21 protein-coding genes and 1 pseudogene are annotated in these 18,759 nt (G+C 45.1%); 12 read left to right on the forward strand and 10 right to left on the reverse strand.

Annotated features, from left to right (window positions below):
* The first annotated feature begins 185 nt into the window (after positions 1–185).
* A complete protein-coding gene (locus M5J74_RS20300) occupies positions 186–788 on the forward strand; it encodes a DUF1819 family protein (RefSeq protein ID WP_015155848.1) in 603 nt (200 codons plus the stop codon).
* A gap of 85 nt (positions 789–873) precedes the next feature.
* Here M5J74_RS20300 and brxL read toward each other — a convergent pair whose 3' ends face one another.
* The 4 genes from brxL to M5J74_RS20320 all read right to left on the reverse strand — a co-directional run bounded on the left by brxL (position 874) and on the right by M5J74_RS20320 (position 6,307).
* Complete coding sequence (brxL, locus tag M5J74_RS20305) at positions 874–2,892, reverse strand: protease Lon-related BREX system protein BrxL (RefSeq protein ID WP_250012989.1); 2,019 nt, start codon at positions 2,890–2,892, stop codon at positions 874–876.
* 65 nt (positions 2,893–2,957) lie between these two features.
* The gene (gene pglZ, locus M5J74_RS20310; RefSeq protein ID WP_219335963.1) at positions 2,958–4,736 is read right to left on the reverse strand and encodes a BREX-1 system phosphatase PglZ type A; all 1,779 of its coding nucleotides are present in this window, start codon (positions 4,734–4,736) and stop codon (positions 2,958–2,960) included.
* A gap of 3 nt (positions 4,737–4,739) precedes the next feature.
* A complete protein-coding gene (locus M5J74_RS20315) occupies positions 4,740–5,516 on the reverse strand; it encodes a hypothetical protein (RefSeq protein WP_181246558.1) in 777 nt (258 codons plus the stop codon).
* Positions 5,513–6,307, reverse strand: coding sequence for an Rpn family recombination-promoting nuclease/putative transposase (locus M5J74_RS20320; RefSeq protein WP_250012990.1), 795 nt, complete (start codon positions 6,305–6,307; stop codon positions 5,513–5,515). The genes M5J74_RS20315 and M5J74_RS20320 overlap by 4 nt, the downstream gene beginning before the upstream one ends.
* Positions 6,308–6,352: 45 nt before the next feature.
* Here M5J74_RS20320 and M5J74_RS20325 point away from each other — a divergent pair, with 45 nt between their 5' ends.
* Positions 6,353–6,706: a XisI protein gene (locus M5J74_RS20325; protein WP_015155850.1), complete on the forward strand. Its 354-nt coding sequence runs from the start codon at positions 6,353–6,355 to the stop codon at positions 6,704–6,706.
* A 105-nt stretch (positions 6,707–6,811) separates the two neighbouring features.
* On the opposite strand, the gene M5J74_RS20330 is transcribed toward M5J74_RS20325, so the two are convergent.
* From M5J74_RS20330 to M5J74_RS20340, 3 genes and pseudogenes are all read right to left on the reverse strand, one after another.
* The gene (locus M5J74_RS20330; protein WP_250012991.1) at positions 6,812–7,267 is read right to left on the reverse strand and encodes a BREX-1 system adenine-specific DNA-methyltransferase PglX; all 456 of its coding nucleotides are present in this window, start codon (positions 7,265–7,267) and stop codon (positions 6,812–6,814) included.
* A 116-nt stretch (positions 7,268–7,383) separates the two neighbouring features.
* The gene (gene pglX, locus M5J74_RS20335) at positions 7,384–9,951 is read right to left on the reverse strand and encodes a BREX-1 system adenine-specific DNA-methyltransferase PglX (RefSeq protein ID WP_250012992.1); all 2,568 of its coding nucleotides are present in this window, start codon (positions 9,949–9,951) and stop codon (positions 7,384–7,386) included.
* Positions 9,952–10,210: 259 nt separating this feature from the next.
* Positions 10,211–10,489: pseudogene (locus M5J74_RS20340) on the reverse strand (transposase); the annotation flags it as partial.
* Between the two features lie 749 nt (positions 10,490–11,238).
* Here M5J74_RS20340 and M5J74_RS20345 point away from each other — a divergent pair.
* From M5J74_RS20345 to M5J74_RS20390, 10 genes are all read left to right on the forward strand, one after another.
* Positions 11,239–11,439 carry a hypothetical protein gene (locus M5J74_RS20345; RefSeq protein ID WP_106217820.1) on the forward strand — a complete coding sequence of 67 codons (201 nt, stop codon included), beginning with the start codon at positions 11,239–11,241 and terminating at the stop codon, positions 11,437–11,439.
* A 501-nt stretch (positions 11,440–11,940) separates the two neighbouring features.
* A complete protein-coding gene (locus M5J74_RS20350; RefSeq protein WP_250012993.1) occupies positions 11,941–12,438 on the forward strand; it encodes a hypothetical protein in 498 nt (165 codons plus the stop codon).
* Between the two features lie 79 nt (positions 12,439–12,517).
* Complete coding sequence (locus M5J74_RS20355) at positions 12,518–12,733, forward strand: hypothetical protein (protein ID WP_250012994.1); 216 nt, start codon at positions 12,518–12,520, stop codon at positions 12,731–12,733.
* 62 nt (positions 12,734–12,795) lie between these two features.
* Positions 12,796–13,044: a hypothetical protein gene (locus tag M5J74_RS20360; RefSeq protein ID WP_127024489.1), complete on the forward strand. Its 249-nt coding sequence runs from the start codon at positions 12,796–12,798 to the stop codon at positions 13,042–13,044.
* A gap of 88 nt (positions 13,045–13,132) precedes the next feature.
* Positions 13,133–14,098, forward strand: a complete 966-nt coding sequence (holA, locus tag M5J74_RS20365) for a DNA polymerase III subunit delta (RefSeq protein WP_250012995.1) — start codon at positions 13,133–13,135, stop codon at positions 14,096–14,098.
* Between the two features lie 23 nt (positions 14,099–14,121).
* Positions 14,122–15,102 (forward strand): AAA family ATPase, encoded by a 981-nt coding sequence (locus tag M5J74_RS20370; RefSeq protein WP_250012996.1) that lies wholly within the window; start codon positions 14,122–14,124, stop codon positions 15,100–15,102.
* A gap of 92 nt (positions 15,103–15,194) precedes the next feature.
* Positions 15,195–15,446, forward strand: a complete 252-nt coding sequence (locus M5J74_RS20375; protein WP_250012997.1) for a hypothetical protein — start codon at positions 15,195–15,197, stop codon at positions 15,444–15,446.
* Positions 15,443–15,847 carry a type II toxin-antitoxin system VapC family toxin gene (locus tag M5J74_RS20380; RefSeq protein WP_371934062.1) on the forward strand — a complete coding sequence of 135 codons (405 nt, stop codon included), beginning with the start codon at positions 15,443–15,445 and terminating at the stop codon, positions 15,845–15,847. The genes M5J74_RS20375 and M5J74_RS20380 overlap by 4 nt, the downstream gene beginning before the upstream one ends.
* A 166-nt stretch (positions 15,848–16,013) precedes the next feature.
* Positions 16,014–16,403 (forward strand): single-stranded DNA-binding protein, encoded by a 390-nt coding sequence (gene ssb, locus M5J74_RS20385; protein WP_250012999.1) that lies wholly within the window; start codon positions 16,014–16,016, stop codon positions 16,401–16,403.
* Between the two features lie 102 nt (positions 16,404–16,505).
* Positions 16,506–16,919 carry a hypothetical protein gene (locus tag M5J74_RS20390; RefSeq protein WP_250013000.1) on the forward strand — a complete coding sequence of 138 codons (414 nt, stop codon included), beginning with the start codon at positions 16,506–16,508 and terminating at the stop codon, positions 16,917–16,919.
* Positions 16,920–17,051: 132 nt separating this feature from the next.
* On the opposite strand, the gene M5J74_RS20395 is transcribed toward M5J74_RS20390, so the two are convergent.
* From M5J74_RS20395 to M5J74_RS20405, 3 genes are all read right to left on the reverse strand, one after another.
* On the reverse strand, positions 17,052–17,276 hold the full coding sequence (locus M5J74_RS20395) for a hypothetical protein (RefSeq protein WP_041462543.1): 225 nt from the start codon (positions 17,274–17,276) through the stop codon (positions 17,052–17,054).
* On the reverse strand, positions 17,257–17,799 hold the full coding sequence (locus M5J74_RS20400; RefSeq protein WP_250013001.1) for a hypothetical protein: 543 nt from the start codon (positions 17,797–17,799) through the stop codon (positions 17,257–17,259). The genes M5J74_RS20395 and M5J74_RS20400 overlap by 20 nt, the downstream gene beginning before the upstream one ends.
* A gap of 108 nt (positions 17,800–17,907) precedes the next feature.
* Positions 17,908–18,744, reverse strand: a complete 837-nt coding sequence (locus M5J74_RS20405; RefSeq protein ID WP_250013002.1) for an alpha/beta fold hydrolase — start codon at positions 18,742–18,744, stop codon at positions 17,908–17,910.
* Between the last annotated feature and the right edge of the window lie 15 nt (positions 18,745–18,759).

An 18,759-nucleotide genomic window follows, 5' to 3' on the forward strand; every position in this document is an offset into this window, starting at 1 on the left:
CGATCGATTAAAGCTGCAAAAGTGCATAAAGCTTAAATTTGAAATCCAGGGCTTGAGCTTGCTGGAATTTTTATCAGTGGTGGGTAGGATTTATTGTAGCCCTAGAAGAGTTGATGAGAAAGCTACGAGGGATGTACGTAAGCGCGATACGAGAGCGATCGTTAATAGATTCCTACTCTACCACTATGACCGAAACCACTTATGCTGCTCGAACTAGCCACGCTTTTGTGTTGACTGAAACTGCAACGGTTGCCCAACTGATACATCAAGGCGTAACCCAGGAGCAGATTCGCACGCAAGTATTAGTAGAAGACTTGTTCGGGCTGCGCTCCCAAGTTTCTCGCGCACGGGCGCTGCAAACTATCCTTAAACGCCTTGGGCAAACAACAGAGGCATACATTCAATTTATTGCTACTGGCAATCCTGACATTCGCCGACTTACTATCCTGTTCCTCATCCTGCGAGAAGATCGCCTGCTACGGGAATTTATCGCTGAAGTCTTGCTGGACAAAATTAAGGGTTGCGATCGCTTAGTAACTCCTGCTGACTTACGGACTTTCTTTGAAACCAAGCGAGACTCTTGTTCTGCTGTGGCTGCGTGGTCAGAATCTACCTACAAAAAAGTTGCAAGCAACACCTTACTGGTACTGGTCAATGCGGGGTTGTTGCAGCCCACCTCACCAAAAGGGAATTATCAAATTCGCGCCGTTCCCATACCATCCGCTTTACGTCAGCAACTACTTGCTGATGGGTTGGGTTATTACCTGAGTTTAATGTTAGACGTTTAATTCAACGCAGGGGAAGGGGGAATCTATATGTAGCTTCTCCCCTCTGCTCCCCTGCTCCCAAGCGCAGCGATGCCCCCCTGCCTCTTCAATCTACTGCCAGTGCTTTAAATACTGCGTCTACAGGATCGGCGTAAAATGATGTCTGAAATTTTGCAAATAACTCTGGTGGGACGCTAACTAAGTCTACGGCACTTGCCATTGGTAGGAGAACGCGCTTAGCACCAGCATCAAAGGCTACTTGCAGGCTAGCTGCTAGATTGTTGACTGGGTTAATCGTACCACCTAAAGTCATCTCACCAAATATGGCTAATTGTGTCTGGACGCTCCGTTTTAAGGAAGCGGAGCATAAGGAAACAAACAAAGCTAATCCACTTTCCTCCGGTGTCCCAGCTCCTTGCAAGTCGAGTAACTGGAGCAAGAAATCCCAATTATTTGGGTGTATGCTGCTGCTAACCCGTTGAGCGTTAGCTTTAAAGTAATTGATGGCAATGTTTACACTATCTTTCATCCTGGTAGCGCTCGCGCCCCCAGTGCGTACCAACTTGCCACTACCTGGTACTGCTTGCAGTTCGAGTTTGAACGTGCCGACGATACCGCTATCCCCAGTACTGACAAAGTATAAGTGACCAGGAGTTAGTATGTCTTGGCTAATCAAGCTCGCTCCACCTTGTTCTGGAACTGAGACAAAATGTTCTTCTAAAGTTTCCAAGTCAATGTAACTGAAATGCACGTCGTAAAATTCCATCCCACCAATTTTCTTGAGCTGTTCCTTCACCCGCCGCCGCACTCGTAGGGCGTACACCAGGGCATCGCGCACGTCGTCTTTGCTAAACGAGCCATCGGGGAAGAGCAACTTCAGCAGTCCCGATACAGTTTTGCGGACTGCTTGTACATCCCGTTGCTTGAGATTATTACCTAATCGAAAGTAAAGGTCGATCGCATCGGCAAAGCTGCGTTTCCGCATTTCCCGCAGCCACTCCGCCAAGTAATCTACGATAAAACCGTACTGATTGGTAAAATTTTCGGGGCTAAATTTGGGAATTTCCCAACCAGGGATATAGGCGTGAAAGCGATCGAAGAAGGCAGTGTCAATCATAGCTTCGGGGAACGGTGCTAGCAGGTGAGAAGTTTTCACCAAGGATTCCACGCTTTGATTAATGTTGCCGACAAACACCATAGAAGCATTGGCGGTAATCTCTGCCTTACCCCGTGCAAATGAACCCGATGCCATGTAGTCTTTCATGATTTGCACGCCATCATTATCGTGGAAGCTGATGCCTGCTACTTCGTCAAAGGCAACGACATCAAATAAACCTACCAGTCCTACGCAGCGGCTGGACATATTGTAAAACAGGTTTGCTACTGTGGTTTTTCCACCAGAAACCAAGATTGAGTTGGGAGAAACTTCTTTGTAAACGTGAGATTTGCCTGTAGAGCGCGGTCCCAATTCGCAGCAGTTGTAGTTATTTTCACAAAGGGGTACTAAGCGGGCAAGTAAATGCCACTTCACATCCTCACTGGTAGTGGTGGGTTCTAGTCCCGTCGAGCGAATCAGCAAGTCAATCCATTCGCTACGAGTAAAAGCTGGACGACCTGCAAACAGTTCATCCATATTCACGCTGGGCATTTGGATCGGTTTGAGGCTTGTCACAATGAAGGGGCTGGGTTTCATCCCAGCTTCGTACTCTAGTTGCAGGATGCACCAAATACCACCACCCAGGAGTTTTTGGTTAGGTTTGACGATTTCAGAATCAATCACTATGCCCTTGACACCCAGGTTCATTAATGCGCCCTGGTAAATGTCATTTTTCTCGTTGAGTGTAACTGTCACGCGATCGATGATGGTGAAGCGCCCTAATTCCCGAATCTTAGATTTAACCTGTTCTGCTTCGTCAGGACGGACGTAATTCTGAGCTAGGATGTTTTTTACACGAGTAACGCCTTCCTCAATGGTGGTTTCATCGTCAGTAGCACAGTACATACCCAGTAGGTATTCCAGCACGTACACGGGTACGTTAGCACCCTCTTTGATCCGCTTGTTCAAGTCTTTCCGTACTACCTTTCCAGGGTAAATGTTGTTGAGTTTTTGGTTCAGGTCGTCCATTGGGGAGAAGTGGCAGGGGGGCAGGGGGAGATGATTTGGTATCATCTACTGGGTGAAGATTTCGATCAGAAGTCTCCAAAGTCGTTGGCGATTCCTAAACTAACTGTCCAAGGTTCTCGCAGCAATTCACTCTCGTCATCTGCATCTTTGACGATTAAATAGGCGTTAGTAGGGGGATTAGCGGTAGTTACGGTCAACCGCAGGTTAATTTCCCGATCGCTGGGATGGGGGCTATTGCTACTTAATTTAGCTCCTCTCACGTCTGTAATGGGTGTATTCGTTTGGGGATCGTATAAGGCAACTGTAATTTGACGCGATCGCCATCTACCCTCAACTGCTTCAGTCTGTACTAATGTCAAGCTAAAGCGATTATTCGTTACCCGTCGGACTCTCGCACTTACCTGTACTCCTACTTTACGGGCTGGTCCCTCGTCGCCTTTTGCCCTTTGGTGATGGTAGGTAATGACTGGTACGCAGATTTCCTGAAGCGATGCCCCGCCGTGGACAAACTGCGCCCCCGCCCCTTGGACGGCAAAGCGTAAACTACCACGGGGTACAATGGCAACACCATCTTTTAAATATGGCAAGTTGAAGTGCAGCAAGGTTGAGTCGCTCACTTGCTCTCGTGCTAAGAGGTAGCGGCGTTTGCTTTCTAGCACTGCTTCGCTACTCGGTATGGGTCGCTTGTCTGCTTCTTGAATCGGGCGGCGTTGGTACAAAAACCCGTGATCGGCGGTAATAATGACGTTTGTACCGTTGATAGAATTACAAATTTTCTTGACTAGCCGTAGCAGTTCACTAATTGCCTGTTCGCAAGCTGAGAATACTTGGCGTTCGCTTGATGCCTTATCTCCAATTGCATCAATGACGTTGTGATAAATGTAGATCAGGCGATACGGTTGCACGGCAGCCCGTCCCTCGTCTGTATTCATCTCTAGTAAGTTTTTGGCATCAATTACCGTAGCTTCTACACGGCTATTTTGATTCAGTACCTTTTGCCTTGCGATCGCTCCTTTGGTACTCAGCCCATCGAGTAAAACATCGTCACTACCTGGAATAAGTTCTAACCTCGACCCTGGAAGCAGTGCTGCCATTCCCAATCGCGTGACGCTGGGTAAAACTCCAAATTGCGCCTCTATACTAGTTTCACCCCGTATTTCTTTCTGGATTATCTCCTGGAGTTCGCTGGCGACTTCGTAGCGCAAGGCATCGGAAATAATCACAAATGCTTTCTCGCGATCGCTCCGTTCTAAAATTGGTAGCACGTACCTAGCAAAAAACTTGGTTTGAGAAGCTATACCTGCCAATTCCCAGCGTTCGTCAAGGGCATTAGACCAAGCATCTCCTAGCTCATCCAAAAACCATTGGGTGTATAAATTCTCTACGTCTTCAATTAAGCCCTTCAGGATGTCCCCATGAGCATCATCACTCTTCGTAATAAAGTGGCGGTAGGCTCGGTCAAAGGAATGTAAATTGCTAGCATAGGCTTTGAAGAGGGTAGGTGCAGGCTGGCGGAATCCTTCGGTATACTGCTGCTTAAATTCCAACAGCGCGATCGCGGCTTCTATGGCTTGGTAAATCTTCTCATACTTGGAAAACCAAATTAGAGTGTGACGCGCCTGTAACCAATTGCGCCAAGGGGCTAGTTGTGCTGTTGGCTGCCCTATCTGAGAACGTAGTGTTTTGACGCAGGTACGAATTAAAACCTGGTCTACGACCTCAAAGCTAGCTGCTTCATATAAAACTTCTGGCTCTAAATGCTCGATCGCATCAAATATCTGTAATTGTTCTGCTACTTCACTACTAAGGATCTGCCAGCCAGGATAATCCTGCTGGTCGCGCATCCACTAATCGATAAAGGCATAAGCCCGTTGTCCAGGCGTGATAACTCGATCTGCTAACTGAGGCGGAATTGCACCGTGCAGCGATTTAGCGAAATGAGTGACTAGCAACTGCACGAATAACTTGTTTAAGCTGGGATTTTGCGTAGGGAAGTCGGTGTGTTCTTGGACTATCTCCCAGAAGGCTGCTGGGGAGACAAAACGCTCAATGTCAGACCAAAGGGAATTATCGGACTCTAACAATCCTCCTAGCAGCACCCGTCGGATCAACGTACCTGCGTCAGGGACTTTTAAGCCTGCGAGAACGGAAAGCATGGCGAGGAGTAATCCCCGTTCGTCGCTATCAGGGGAGATAGCCATTGCTTGCAGGGCTTCTGTGCGCTTGCGGTTTTTGAAAAATTTTATCTGTTCTCGAATTACACTCTCTAGGCGGCGCTGGCGCAGTCCTAAATCAGCGTAGATCAGAGCAGCAGGATCGGCAGAGAAGGTTAAGCCGCTCTTTTGGATATCCAGCAGCCAGTTTTCTTGGGGCGCAGGTTCGGGAAAAGGGGCGTACAGGAGAAAGGCTTGAGTCGGTTGCTCGATTAATAGGCGATACTTGACGGTGAAGGGAGTGTCAATCAGTTGGATTTTCTCTACACCTTCGAGCTGGAGTTCGTCGAAACTGCTGGCAAATTGCCGATCGGGATCGTACCAAAATACAACCCGTTGTCCTGAGTGCGACCAACGGGCGGAATCATGGAAGAGGTTTTCTAGGGTGTTTTGGATACGGGCGGTGTTCATTCTCCTGGTTTTTCTGCTTCAGCAATTTGTAATTGTTGTACTTGTTCCACCGTTAAACCTGTCACTCTTGCCACTACTTCAATAGACATTCCCTCTTTTAACATATTGATCGCAACACGTCGAATCCCCTGTTCGATACCTTCAGCTCGACCTTCAGCTCGACCTTCAGCTAGTAATAATTGATAAGTTACTGACTCTTGCATAATATCTCTCCGTAGCAAACGCTGAATCTCTTCTTCTTCCAATACTAGCCCAGCTAGGATGAATGCAGATGCAGCAAGATTGCTCTGCATTCGTTGGTTGGTAATATTGTTAATTACTGTTGCGACTTCCTGCAAAGTATTAGTTTTATTATCGGTATTACTTAAAACAGCAAATGGAAGTAAGCCAGGAGTTTGCAAAAATATTTCTGTTGGTTGTTCCCATAGACGAATTACTTGGAAGCGATGAAATGTTTCTTCAAGAGTAAATGTAGTTTGCCCAACCAGTTCTGAATTAGTTTTTTGTAAATAAATCACTACTTGACGCATCTGTTTGCGAGGAAAGCGACGATATACCCGCAAACGGTAGTCTGCCATGCGAAAAGGAATATTCCCATCCGGTTGAGTTTGAAATTCGATGTGCAAAACTATTTCATCTGATTGCCGTAAGATGAGAGCATCGGCACGAATTGGTTCTAGGGAAAGTTCTTTAGGACTTAACTGGGTTAAGGCTATTGGTTCGCCTAGCAGCCAAGTAGCGAAATCGTTGGAAAAATTCTCGACTAGGAACTTACAGAGATTATCGAACATGAAAAAGTTAATATTTGTGAATCTAAAAAAAGAGGAGGTTTTGCAATGAACGAGCTAGAAAAATATCGTAGTGCTATCAAAGTTATATTAACAGAATATTATGAAATAGCTAATATTCAAGTTACGGAAAATAGAGAAGTTGAGGCAAGCGATCGCCTAGCTTTTGATGAAACACGAGATCAATATCTTTGGTTTCGTTTTGGTTGGGAGGGAAAAAAGCAGATCAAGTATATCATCATGTATCTCTGCATTAAAAACGGCAAAATTTGGGTTGAAACAGATGCAACTAATTTCTGCGTTGTTGACGATTTACTATCTGCTGGCATCCCTCAAAGTGATATTGTTTTAGGGTTTCATCATCCCAGTAAACGAGAATTGACAGAATTTGCTATTGCTTAATACCATTTCTGTTTATCATTACACCAGTTTCAATCCTATAGCCCCCTTAAAAAGGGGGTTGGGGGATCTTCTAGGCGCGAAGTTTGAAAGAAATGGTATGACTCATTACAATAACTCCCTTTTCCATTGAGAAGCTTTCTCTAAATCTGCCATTTTTAAATCAGAGCCTTCATAAACCAAGCCTTTGAAGCGAGTGTAGTTGTAGGCTACTCCATCGTCAAGGTTGAGTGTAATTCGCGCATCGGCTAGGGTTTGCAGCTTGGCTTGGTAATCTCGCAGTTCTAGCTGTTGGGCTTGCAGTTCTTTTAAGCGGTTGGTGGCGGCTTTTTTAGCGGCGCTGGAACTGGCGTTGTCTAGCTGTTGTTGTGCGCGTGCAATTTCACCGTCTAATTTGACTTGCAATTCCAAAACGTAATCGGTGCGGATGCGGGCGAGGGTGTCTTCGTTGTAGCGGTGTAAGTAGACTAATGCGCCAAAGGCTCGTTTTTTACCACTAGTAAATAGCCAGTAAATAGGACGCTTTTTATAAGTTTGAATGTGGTCGGAGATGAATTCTTGCACAAAGTAGCGACGGATGCGTTCTTGGGCACTTTCTCCGTTTTTAAGTTTGAGGGCGTTGGCGATGAAATTGAGATTTTCGGTGAGGGTTTCGGGACTGTAGGCGACGCGCAGAAATTCTATGAAGCGGGTAACGATGTCGTCATCAAAGTATGCTTGGTCGGTAATCGGAATAATTGCGTTGCTGCTGGCGGGAAGGATTGGTGTAGGGTGGGGTCAAAAGGTTGTTCGGCGTGAATGAGTCTTGGTTTATCGAGGGAATAGCGCCCCATCATGCAGCCAACTGCGTAGGATATGAGGGAACGGATATCTCTATCTAAGTCGGCGCGGCGGATGGTGATTTGGTCGTCGGGTACTTCTGGGGTAAGCTCGTCTTGTAAGCCGTAGGCTTCTATCCAGTAGCAGTTGTTTTCTTCTTCAAGGCGTTGGAGTTCGCGGAAGGCGGTTTCTGATTTACTTTGCCAAATGGTGAAAGCTTCGCTGAGGTGTTTGGTGTTGTGGCGAAGAAGAGGATGGGTTTGGAAGTCCCAGGATGTTTCAAAGTTATCCCAGTCTTGACGAGAAATTTCGATAGCTGATAAGGCAATATTTTGAGCATACGTATGCGATTCATTATTGACTGGCGCAGGTAAATTTTTGATATCACCTGACTGAAAATTAAGTGTAGAACTTATAACTTTAATTAACTCAAAAGCAACGTTAGAACACATATATCCCAACAGCCAATAAATATAATTTTTGCTTGTAAATAATGATGGACTTGCATCATCAAAAATTAATTCTTTTGGTAAAAAACGTACACCAAAAAACGACGAACTTATTTTTGACCACGTAATACCCTGAAGAAAGTAATATTTGGCTCCTGGCAATGCTTCAGCTTGTCCAACTTTGACCCTATACTCTCTCACTTCTTCCCCGTCATTCAAGTAGTTAATAACGTATTCCAAATTTCCGTACCATCTTCTAAATTCTCCACCTTTGCTTAATGCAAACCAAGATTTAATTGAATTATTTTTACCTTTAGTTGAATATTTCAAATTTGTGCGCTCAATACTTACTTCTTGCCAACAACGTATAAAACGATCGTTTTTATTGGTTGCTATTCCTTTAGTAGTAACAGCAATTTTACCTAAGTTATGACTTTGCCAAAAAATGTTAAAAATATTTTTACAGACCCAGTAAGCGATCGCACTTCCTGGTATTTTAGCAAAATCAGCTTGATTAACTCCAAAATACCTATGTTCGCCGCTGAAGTATTTTTTCTCTTTCGACTCAGCACTATTGTAATTAACTAAACGAACATAATTTCCTGTTCTATCTTGAGGGCTTTGTTTACTCAATACAAAAGTTGTTGATTGTACAACTTCGCCACCTATTTCAGGAAAGGCTCTTGCTCCCAAGTGAACCATTGACTCTATAGTGTATTTTGTCAACAATTCTTTTCGTAAATTTTCATAACTGCTGAGAAACATCCAAGACTGTTGATTGATGGTTGCCATAAACCCAGTATTAGCAACCATCTTTATACACAGTTCCATAAAAATAGCAAATAAATCACTTTTACTGTTTTGATAATTTGTATTAACAAACTTTTTGACTACATTATTAAACGAACCATTACCCATATATGGCGGATTTGCTACTACAACCCAATACTGCTTACTCAACAACTCCGCCTGTAAAAGCAACCCCTGCAAAGCTGGAACATATTCTCGAAATAGTGGATTGCGATCGCTGTTTTCCAACTTTTCCAATTGCGCCTTCAACCTCTGTGCATCAAAAGGTGGTGGCGTAATCAAACTTCCCAAATTATCGGCATTCTCAAAAGCCTCAACTAGCGGTTCCCAATCTTCAGCCTTCAACTCCGCAGCAGGTGGTAAAGTCTGACTATGAGTAGGACGTACTGTCGTAATATTCAAAACAGGCGGCTTCCGCAAAATTCGAGAATTTTTCGCCCGTGCCTTCATCAACACGGCAAAACTTGCCAACTGCGCCGCACGTTCATCAATATCTAAACCATACAAATTATGTATCAAAATCAACGCCGGAATATCCCGTTCTAAATAACCTTGTTCCTTGTAAATCTCAAACAGCAAATCAAACGCATACACTAATATATGACCGCTACCACAAGCAGGATCGATCGCAGTTAAATCTTGAGGCGTTAGCGATCTAAGATCTTCATTTTCTCCACTACTATTATTAGGATTCTCCAAATAGTAGGGCATATGTTCCCGCAACCGCGATTCAGGATGCGCCTCTAACCACAACCGCCCCAAACTATTTTCCACCATATACCGGACAATCCAATGGGGAGTAAACAATTGCGTTGCTGCTGGAATATCCGCCGCTGCAACCTTCGACTTTGCCCCTATTACCTCATCCTTGCGTTCGGAAATATAAAACTGGTACAGCCACCCTACTACCTCAATATCTTGCCAATCCTCCTCTGGAATCTCCTTTACCAACCACCGCACAATCGAATCCTGATTCAAGAGATTCCCAGGCAAAAACAGTGCTTGGTAGTTTTGGCGAGTATCAAACAGTGCGGGAATTCCTTCTGCCAAAGCTTTACATTGAGCCATCAACAGACGACGATAGAGAAATTCATCGGGATTAGGATCGCGACTAGCAAAACTACGCCACTCATTGAGAGTATCCAAATCAAGCCCTGGTAAATCCCCCATTTCCGCGATGTAGCTGTAGCGACCTGCAATTATAAATGCTCAAACCAGCAATCAAGACATTTTCAAACCAGGATTATTTGCAACTATAATTTCGTTTGAACCAGGATTAAATGCAACTGAGCCAGGAATAAGGGTCCTCCGCAATTTTGGTGATGCAGAAGAATGTTACGGATGAGCGATCGCTCTTGACTGGAGACAGAATGAGGCGATCGCCATTAGCTGAACCCAAAAGATTTCATTTGCCGCGTGGGGATGAGCTTTACACCGCTAGCAAGAATCGTCGGGAGAGCAGTTCCATTCCAGCACGACCAAACATCTGACGCTTCAACATCTTCAGTCGATTGATCTGACCTTCGGTCTGACCGTTGCTCCAAGGAAGTGTTATACCTGCCTTGACAGCATCGTAGTCCTCTTGCAGCCGTTTGGCAAAGCGGTGAAAGGGAGAAAGTTGACTCTTGAGTGCCCGTTCTAACCAGGAGTCGAGTTGCGATGGTTGACGCTCTCCGACAAGAAAGGCAAAGTTTTGGGCCAGTTGAATCGCTTCGGGAACGAGGGCACAAAGCTGCTGTTTTTCGTCTCTAGTGAGCTGCGACCAGGCAATCGCCTTGTATTCTGGATATGCTGCGATTTCGCCCTTGACTAAGTTCCAGTTAGACTTGGCGATCGCCAGTTTCATCGCTGCCACTAAAATCTCTACGGGATCTGGGATGGTTTCTTCTGGAGGCGAGACGGCGGATAAAGGGGTCGATGCGATCGACTCCAACCGCCTCAAATTATTGGCTCGTTCCACAAAGCAACAAATCTGTTGGTTGAGAACGTGCCGCCAGCTAGAACCAATGAAGAAAGACAAGCTAAAGTCTGGGGTAGAAATTATGCTGCGGATCTTGTCTTCGATCCCGTACTCCGCTCGAAGCATTGCCTGCATTAGCTGCCACAACAGCTTGCGTTTGAAAAAGGTACAGCAACGACGCTCTTTGACGCGGTAGACAATATAGGGGGTAGAGGATGCATTTCTAGTTAAGCCCAGGCGCTCCACAGAAATTGTGGCAGCGACTAGCTCTATTTGAGGGGCAACGCTTTGCGCTTGCTGTTCTAGATGAGAATGCAGCTCGCTAGTTGCGATCGTAGGGGGTTCGAGTATACCATACATATTAAAAGCTCCTTTTCTACAAGGGAACTTAGAAGCGGTTAGTTCTGGATTTCCTACGTCGCTGACTAACCGCTACCGATTCAGTTGATTTCATTGTATACGTATTCGAGAAAAAGTCAACACTTTGTTTTAAGGGTATGGGCAGAGGTCAACATCAAAATAGCTTGGCAAATCTTCGTCCTCAACAAAAGATCTATGACGAGGAGAAGAAAAAGCGCACTCTGTCTGTAACCGAGTCAGGCTGGAAGGGTGTGGCGGAGGTAGTAGAAGCGACTGGCTGTAGCAGTGTGTCAGAACTTTTAGAGAAATTGGGCAGAGGCGAAGTGAGAATTGCCTAAGTGCGATCGCTCAACACGGAAACTCTAAATACTAGAGAACTCCCCAAATCCCGTGGTCATAAAGCCGGTTAAACTCATCGTCGAATGCATCGGGCAAATAATGCAGGGTTGGCGCGGCGCTCTAGGATGACTCAATAGCGCCGCTCTGCTTTGTTATATATCGAGCGCATTGGCATTCGGCAGCGAAAACCTATCAGCAAACCAATTATTACATTAACTCGCTCTTGACCTCGGCGTTGATTCGCGAACCATTGCCGAGTGTTTTTTCGGTCGTGACATTGAACAACTATTTTCCCTTCTAGAACGAATTATCCTTGCGGCTAGCACGGGCATAACGCAACTACTGTAGGCTAGCCTTAACATTTCTCATGCCTGCTCGTTTTGCGAATTCTCGAACGATCTTCGCTTCAAAGAACATAGCTTGATGGCTCTAATTCCAGTCGAGTAGAGAAGCTTGATTATTAGACGAGTGCGATTGTCGAATTGAATCGGTAAAAGCAGTTGAACAATTGTGAAATTCTCAAATCTTGGGATCTCTTTCCCTCACCATCTTGGGTCGTGGAATTATTAGTAGAGGCAGCAAATATTAAGCCAGGAATCAGTTGTTTGGAGCCATCGGCTGGTTTTGGTAAGCTAGCGACTTCTCTACAGCAAGCAGGAGCGATCGTCGAAGTTATTGAACCAATTCCAGAATTGCAAACGAGCCTATCACTACAAGGTTTACTACTAATTGGCTCGGACTTTCTGACTACTCCCATCGAGCGCGATCGCTACGAGCGAGTCGTACAAAATCCTCCTTTCTCACAGCAGATATCTCACGTGAAAAGAGCCTATCAATGCTTAAAAGTTGGAGGCAGGCTGGTCTCGCTTGTGAGTCATAGTCCTTGGCAATACAATACCAGTTTTTACAAGCAATTTCGGTATTGGTTAAACGCAGTTAATGCCCAAGTTCAGGATTTGCCTTGGGGATTATTTGTCAATAGCGTTAGCGAAGCTTAACGAAGTTATCGCTATACCTGTGTAGAGTGCTGCCTCATCATTATCGACAAAATTTAGAGACAAAATTGGAGAAATTATCGTGGTTAAAACAAAGTTAGAGGTAATTGCAGAAGCCGCAACATTTTTAACTGCACGCCATCCTAACAAAGAAGACCCGCTCAAAAGAAGGGAAACCTTAAAAGCTAGCTTTAGCTGGTTGTGCAGAGAGCTAAGTGAAGACCAACCAGAAGCCAGTGCAGCAAAGATTGTTAGTTACGTCAAAGACATTTTGGCGCTTTTGCGCCGATTGAGGTGAAAACACGGTCACGGACAAATACTCCACTAATTGTCTGTGACCGATTACACGCACCTTTGATTATGCCAGAAATTCAGACTCTCAACAAGCTAGAAAGAAAACTCATTTCTTTTGGCGTAACACCTCAACCAAAACAAACCGCAAGAGGTAGTATTTGCCTGCCTGTTAAATATGTAGGAGCGGGTTTTGGCGCTGTTCTTTCTTGTGTAGGCGGTCAGCCTACAGAACGCTGGTGGGGGCAGTGCAGTCCTACCGTTCAACACAGAATTAGAGAACACTTCGGTGCATTCCAAGCAGTGGATGCTCTCTAGACTCTAGTTCAATTCAATTAGCACAACCCGCACTTACATCTAGAGTGCGGGTATCTCTTTCTAGAATCTTCTATTCAGTTATAGAATCATGCCAATCCAGATTTATTGGGGCGAAGACGAGTTCCTGATGAGTCGCGTGATTAAACAATTGCGATCGCGCGTTCTCGATGAACGATGGGCGAGTTTTAATTACTCCGAATATCCTCCAGATTCAAAAGATAGCATTCCTCAAGCGATCGCGGATATTATGACTCCTCCATTAGGAACGGGAGGTCGGTTAGTTTACTTACCATCCAGCACTCTATTGGGAGTTTGCCCGAAAGAAATGTTGCAGCAGTTAGAGCACATCTTAGCGATCGTACCAGCCACTAACTTTCTGCTGATTACTACTATTAACAAACCCGATTCTAGGAACAAGTCAGTGAAGCTGCTGCTACAATTTGCCCAAGTTAAGGAATTTCCCTCGATTCCCCAGTGGCAGACTGACACGCTGATAAAGCAAGCGCGTAACTTAGCAAAAGAAACGGGGAGCGAGTTTACACCTGATGCTTATCGAGTATTGGTTGAAGCAGTTGGTAACAATACGCGCTTATTAGTGACCCAGTTAGAAAAACTTAAAGTATACGCCAATGGTGTAACTGTCAATGCCGATACAGTGAGAGAATTAGTTACCAACAATGCAACAAACAGCTTGCAATTGGCAAGTGCTATTCGCACGGGTAATGTCTCTTTGGCATTAAAATTGGTTGAGGATTTAATTACTAGAAATGAACCTTCCCTAAAAATTGTTGCTACCCTGACGACAGCATTTAGAACTTGGTTAGTCGTCAAACTTTGTATAGCTGCTAACTATCAAGATGATAGCGCGATTGCGTTCTTAGCAGAAATCAAAAATCTCAAACGGCTTTACTTCCTGCGTCAAGAAGTTGCCAGTATTTCAGCTGGCGACTTGCAGAAAGCTTTGTCGGTGCTGTTGGAATTGGAATTAATGCTGAAGAATGGATGGGATGAAAAGATGGCTCTCGAAACCCAAATCGTAAAAACTTGTGCCTAGTTCTAACTATAATCCAGTCAAATATGCCATTACCTATAACTGCATCTATTCCTGTTGCTCCAATAAAAAGCGAGCGGGAAAATGTGAAGAGCGAAGAACGAGGAATTTTTGAATTTTCTAGTTTGGTGGGGCAATCAACAGCCGTATCTTTGCTTGAGGGAGCGATCGCAACTAATCGAATTGCACCAGCATATCTGTTTGCTAGTGTAGATGGTGTGGGCAAAACACTGGCTGCTCGCACCTTCATCGCTCAACTCTTTGACACCCATAACCTCACTAACCATCCCGATCTATTATGGGTAGAACCAACCTACCTGGATCGGGGAGAATTGGTTAATCAAAGCAAGCTAGCCCACTCGGAGGTAAAGCCCAAGTCGCCGCCTCAAATTCGAATCGAGCAAATCAGAGTTGTCACTCAATTTCTCTCTTGCCGTGCGCTAACTGCACCTAGCAAAGTCGTAGTCATCCAAGACGCAGATCGAATGGCTGTTGCTGCTGCAAATGCTTTGCTGAAAACTTTGGAAGAATCAACCAGCGGCAGCATTATCCTGATTTCATCCCAACCGCAAAAACTATTGCCTACCATCACCAGCCGCTGTCAGGCGATCCCGTTTCATCGGCTGAATCGCAGTAATATGGTACGGTTGCTGGAAAGACTTAGAAACGTAGAAATTATAAACGCTCCGGCTGTCGTGGCGTTGGCTGCTGGTAGTCCAGGGCAAGCGATCGCGCACTACAATCAACTCAGAACGATTCCAAAAGCGCTTCTAGAACAACTTGTCTTACCTCCCGCAAATGCTTTGACTGCAATGTGCTTGGCAAAGGAAATAGATACAATGCTGGATTTCGAGCGGCAACTGTGGTTGCTCGATTACCTTCAACACCGATGGTGGCGATCGCTTGGTAATAGGGATTGGATAGAAAAACTGGAAGCAGCCAAAGCCGCCCTCTTAAAGATGGCTTCTTCCAGACTTGTTTGGGAAGTACTATTGCTGGGTAATTGATTATCGGCTAGCGCATAGTCATACTAGCTGGATGCGTCATTCCTAGATGAAAATCGACAATAATAGTGTAGTTCCTGGAAGGAGAAATCGTAATGCAAAAGATCGTGCTACGTACTCGCGTTGGTAAAGATGGCATTTTGCATTTAGATGTACCAGTTGCGCTCCAAGATACCGACTTAGAAGTTACGGTAACGGTTCAACCCGTCACCCCAACGCCGACAAAATCACCCGAAGAATTAGGCTATTCATCGGATTTTTTTGAACGTACATTTGGCTGTTTAAGTGATGAGCAATTGGAGCGAGAACCACAAGGGGAACTCCCAGAGCGGGAGCCGCTGGACTGATGTATTTACTAGATACCAATACTTGTATTGGATACTTGAAGGGTCGAGCAGTTGGTGTGAGGCAACGTTTGGAAGCAATACCATCTACGGATGTCTTTGTTTGCTCTGTTGTTAAGGCTGAGTTATTTTATGGAGCGATGAAAAGCTCAAATCCAGAACGCACGCTGCAAGGGCAGCAAGAGTTTCTCAATCAATATGTCTCCTTACCATTTGACGATCGAGCTGCCATAATTTACGGACGGATTAGAGCTTTTCTTGCCATCAATGGTACGCCCATTGGACCCTACGATCTCCAAATTGCTACAATCGCTCTGGCTAACAATTTAACACTAGTGACTCACAATATTAGAGAGTTTAGTAGGGTACCTCAACTCAACCTTGAAGACTGGGAGGCAGGGTAAGAAAGTAGATTTTGATAGGTGTTGAGCGCTAAGGCGCATCTGCCAAGAAGAGATTTATATTGTTGCTATTAGGATAGTCCCGCGATCGCAGCTTAGCTTCTCAATTGAAAACGGGTAACGCAGCAGGCGCTACGCGCAAAATTTATGAAAAATTAGGAAGTGCAATATGACCCAACAATTCATCAATAGAATCGAATTAGTCGGTCGCGTCGGTCAAGATCCAGCTACCCACTACTTCGAGTCGGGTGCGATGAAAACTACCTTGACTCTTGCTGTCAAACCACCGTATAAAAGTGATTCACCTATGTGGTGGGACTTAGAACTGTGGGGAAATACTGCCCAAGTTGCTACTGATTGGGTACGTAAAGGTTCGACGATTGGTGTCGCTGGAGAATTCAAATTTGATGTTTGGGTTGATAAAAATAGCGGCTTACCTCGTAGCAAACCTGTCATTAGAGTCAGCGAATTAGAGCTAATTAGCTCCTCTAAGCGCGGTGAAGAACCCAATACTTCCAGCAATAGTCTACAAGCTAGTATAGCCAACGCCAATTTCTAACGAAAGTCAGACCGTACTTTGTTCTTGAGTCAGAGTGCGGTCTTGCTACTTCATGGCGCTACGCGCAACTAAACAGAATCTATTCGTCTGCAATGGAATATTATGATTAACGCAACTCTTACAGTGAAAATTCGCTCTTGTGACAAAACCCACGATCCTCAAGGAGTAAAAATAGTCTACGGCGATTGCTCGTTTCATTCTTACTCCAAAGATGGATTAGTAGAAAGCACCACGTCTTTTCGTGCGAAAGGAGCAGCTGCCGTTGCGATCGCTAGAGTGGAAGCCGGAACAGATGGTGTAGCCGTTGGTTATCCAGACATGGAAGTAGTAGACACTGGTAACGGATATAAGGAAAAGAAATGTACTCTATTTATTCGTAACTTCATTCCAACTGAATTTGGTCAATCCAAACTTACTGAGAAGCATTTACAATCTCAACTAGCAGAACACACTTTAGTTACAGCAGCCACAGCTAGTAATAGTGTGTCCGTTAATGAATTAGATATTCCATTCTAGTAGGATTAAGCGACAAATCTTTTCAATACAGATACTCCTGATTTAAATCTAGGAGTATATTTTTTCTTTGCTACTATCAATTAAGGAAGTTTTGTACCGGTTGACAAAACAATTTAATGAATTTATTCAACTTTATTCGATTGCCTTGACCACTGCGGCAGCAATATGAGATATTACTCTTTCGCGTGCCTCTAAAGTTGCTTTTGAACCAACGACAAATACTGCGATCGCAATTTGTCTTCCCTTGGGAGAAGTAACGGTGCCAACGTCATTGTTAGCAGTGCCGATGCCCAGTACGCCTGTACCCGCACCAATTTTATGAGCATACGAACAATCCTTATCTGCGCCACACGCCAATCTCGTTTTTTCCAGGATAAGCAGGTAGAGGTTGTAAGTTTTGGAACAGTGGCGTGTAATCTGGGCGCGTCCCTTGAGATGTTGTATTTTCAGGAACTTGATTTTTCACTGGTTTGATGCCTTCCTTAAGATAAGCCACAATCGACCAAGTATCGCGATCGCTCAAGTTCTGATATACAGACCAAAACATCGGCGGGCAAATTGTATTACCGTGTTTGTCTTGTCCTTGGCGGAAGACATTGAAAACTTGTTGAGGTGTCCAGCTACCAATTCCCGTCTCGCGATCGGGGGTGATGTTGGATGGATAAATTTGGAATTCACCGATTTGAAACGGTTGCCCTGGAGTTCCTGGCAAATATCCAGCTAACCACTCTGGATCGTTAGGGGTTTTGTTCGGACTGTGACATCCAGAATGGTTACCTAATGCCGTAACGATATACCTCCCGCGTTGAATCAGACGCGGGTTAGTCAAATCGCGAGCAAAATCGTTACGACTATTAGCCTGCGTTACTCCTAATGACAATATGCTAATAAGAACTACTAGAAACAGAAAACTTGAAATCCGCTATTTACTCTTCATTTCTTACCTCTAGGATGGATAGAGTCGAGCGAGAGGCATTGAAAGACCGAATTAATTTCCTTTGAGAAAGTCCAGCAGCGCAGGATTGACCAGATCGGCATGAGTCCAGTTGATGGCATGAGGACCGCCAGGTATGACCACGAGGCGACTGTCTTTAATTGACTGTGGCAGTCTCGCTGCGGTCGTTTCAAGTGGGAGGATGCGATCGGCATCCCCATGAACGATTAGGGTTGGCACGTCGATGCGTGGCAGATCGTCACGGAAATCGGTCAACCACGACGGCACGCAGTCTAAAGTTCCCTTGGCAGAAGCTCCTGCCGCGACATTCCAACTCATCTGGATGGCATCTTTGCTAATGCGATCGCCTCCTAGCACGTCCGTGTTGAAGAAGTTTTGGAAAAATGCTGATAGATACGCTGGGCGATCTTCAACAATTGCCTTCATAATGCCGTCGAAGACACTGCGATCGACTCCTTCGGGATTGTCGTCTGTCCTCAGCAGAAAGGGTGGCACTGGAGCCATCAGCACGGCTTTCTGCACCCGCTCCGAGCCATATTTGCCAAGATAGCGCGTGACTTCGCCTGTTCCCATTGAAAAGCCGATCAACACAGCATCATGTAAGTCAAGCTTGGTCATCAGCACGTTCAAATCGGCTGCAAACGTATTGTAGTCGTAGCCAACCCTCGTTTGGCTAGAAGCGCCGAATCCTCGGCGATCGTAGGTAATGACTCGATACCCCGCATTTAGCAGCACTAAGACCTGCTTTTCCCAGGAATGACCGTCGAGGGGAAATCCATGAATCAGAACAATCGGTTGACCTGTCCCCAGATCTTCGTAGTGGAGATCAATGGTTGCAGAATTTTCTTGACCGACAGTAACGTAAGGCATTGCAATCTCCTATGA

The sequence above is a fragment of the Chroococcidiopsis sp. CCNUC1 genome (assembly GCF_023546805.1).
In the GTDB taxonomy this organism is placed as follows: Bacteria; Cyanobacteriota; Cyanobacteriia; order Cyanobacteriales; family Chroococcidiopsidaceae; genus Chroococcidiopsis; species Chroococcidiopsis thermalis.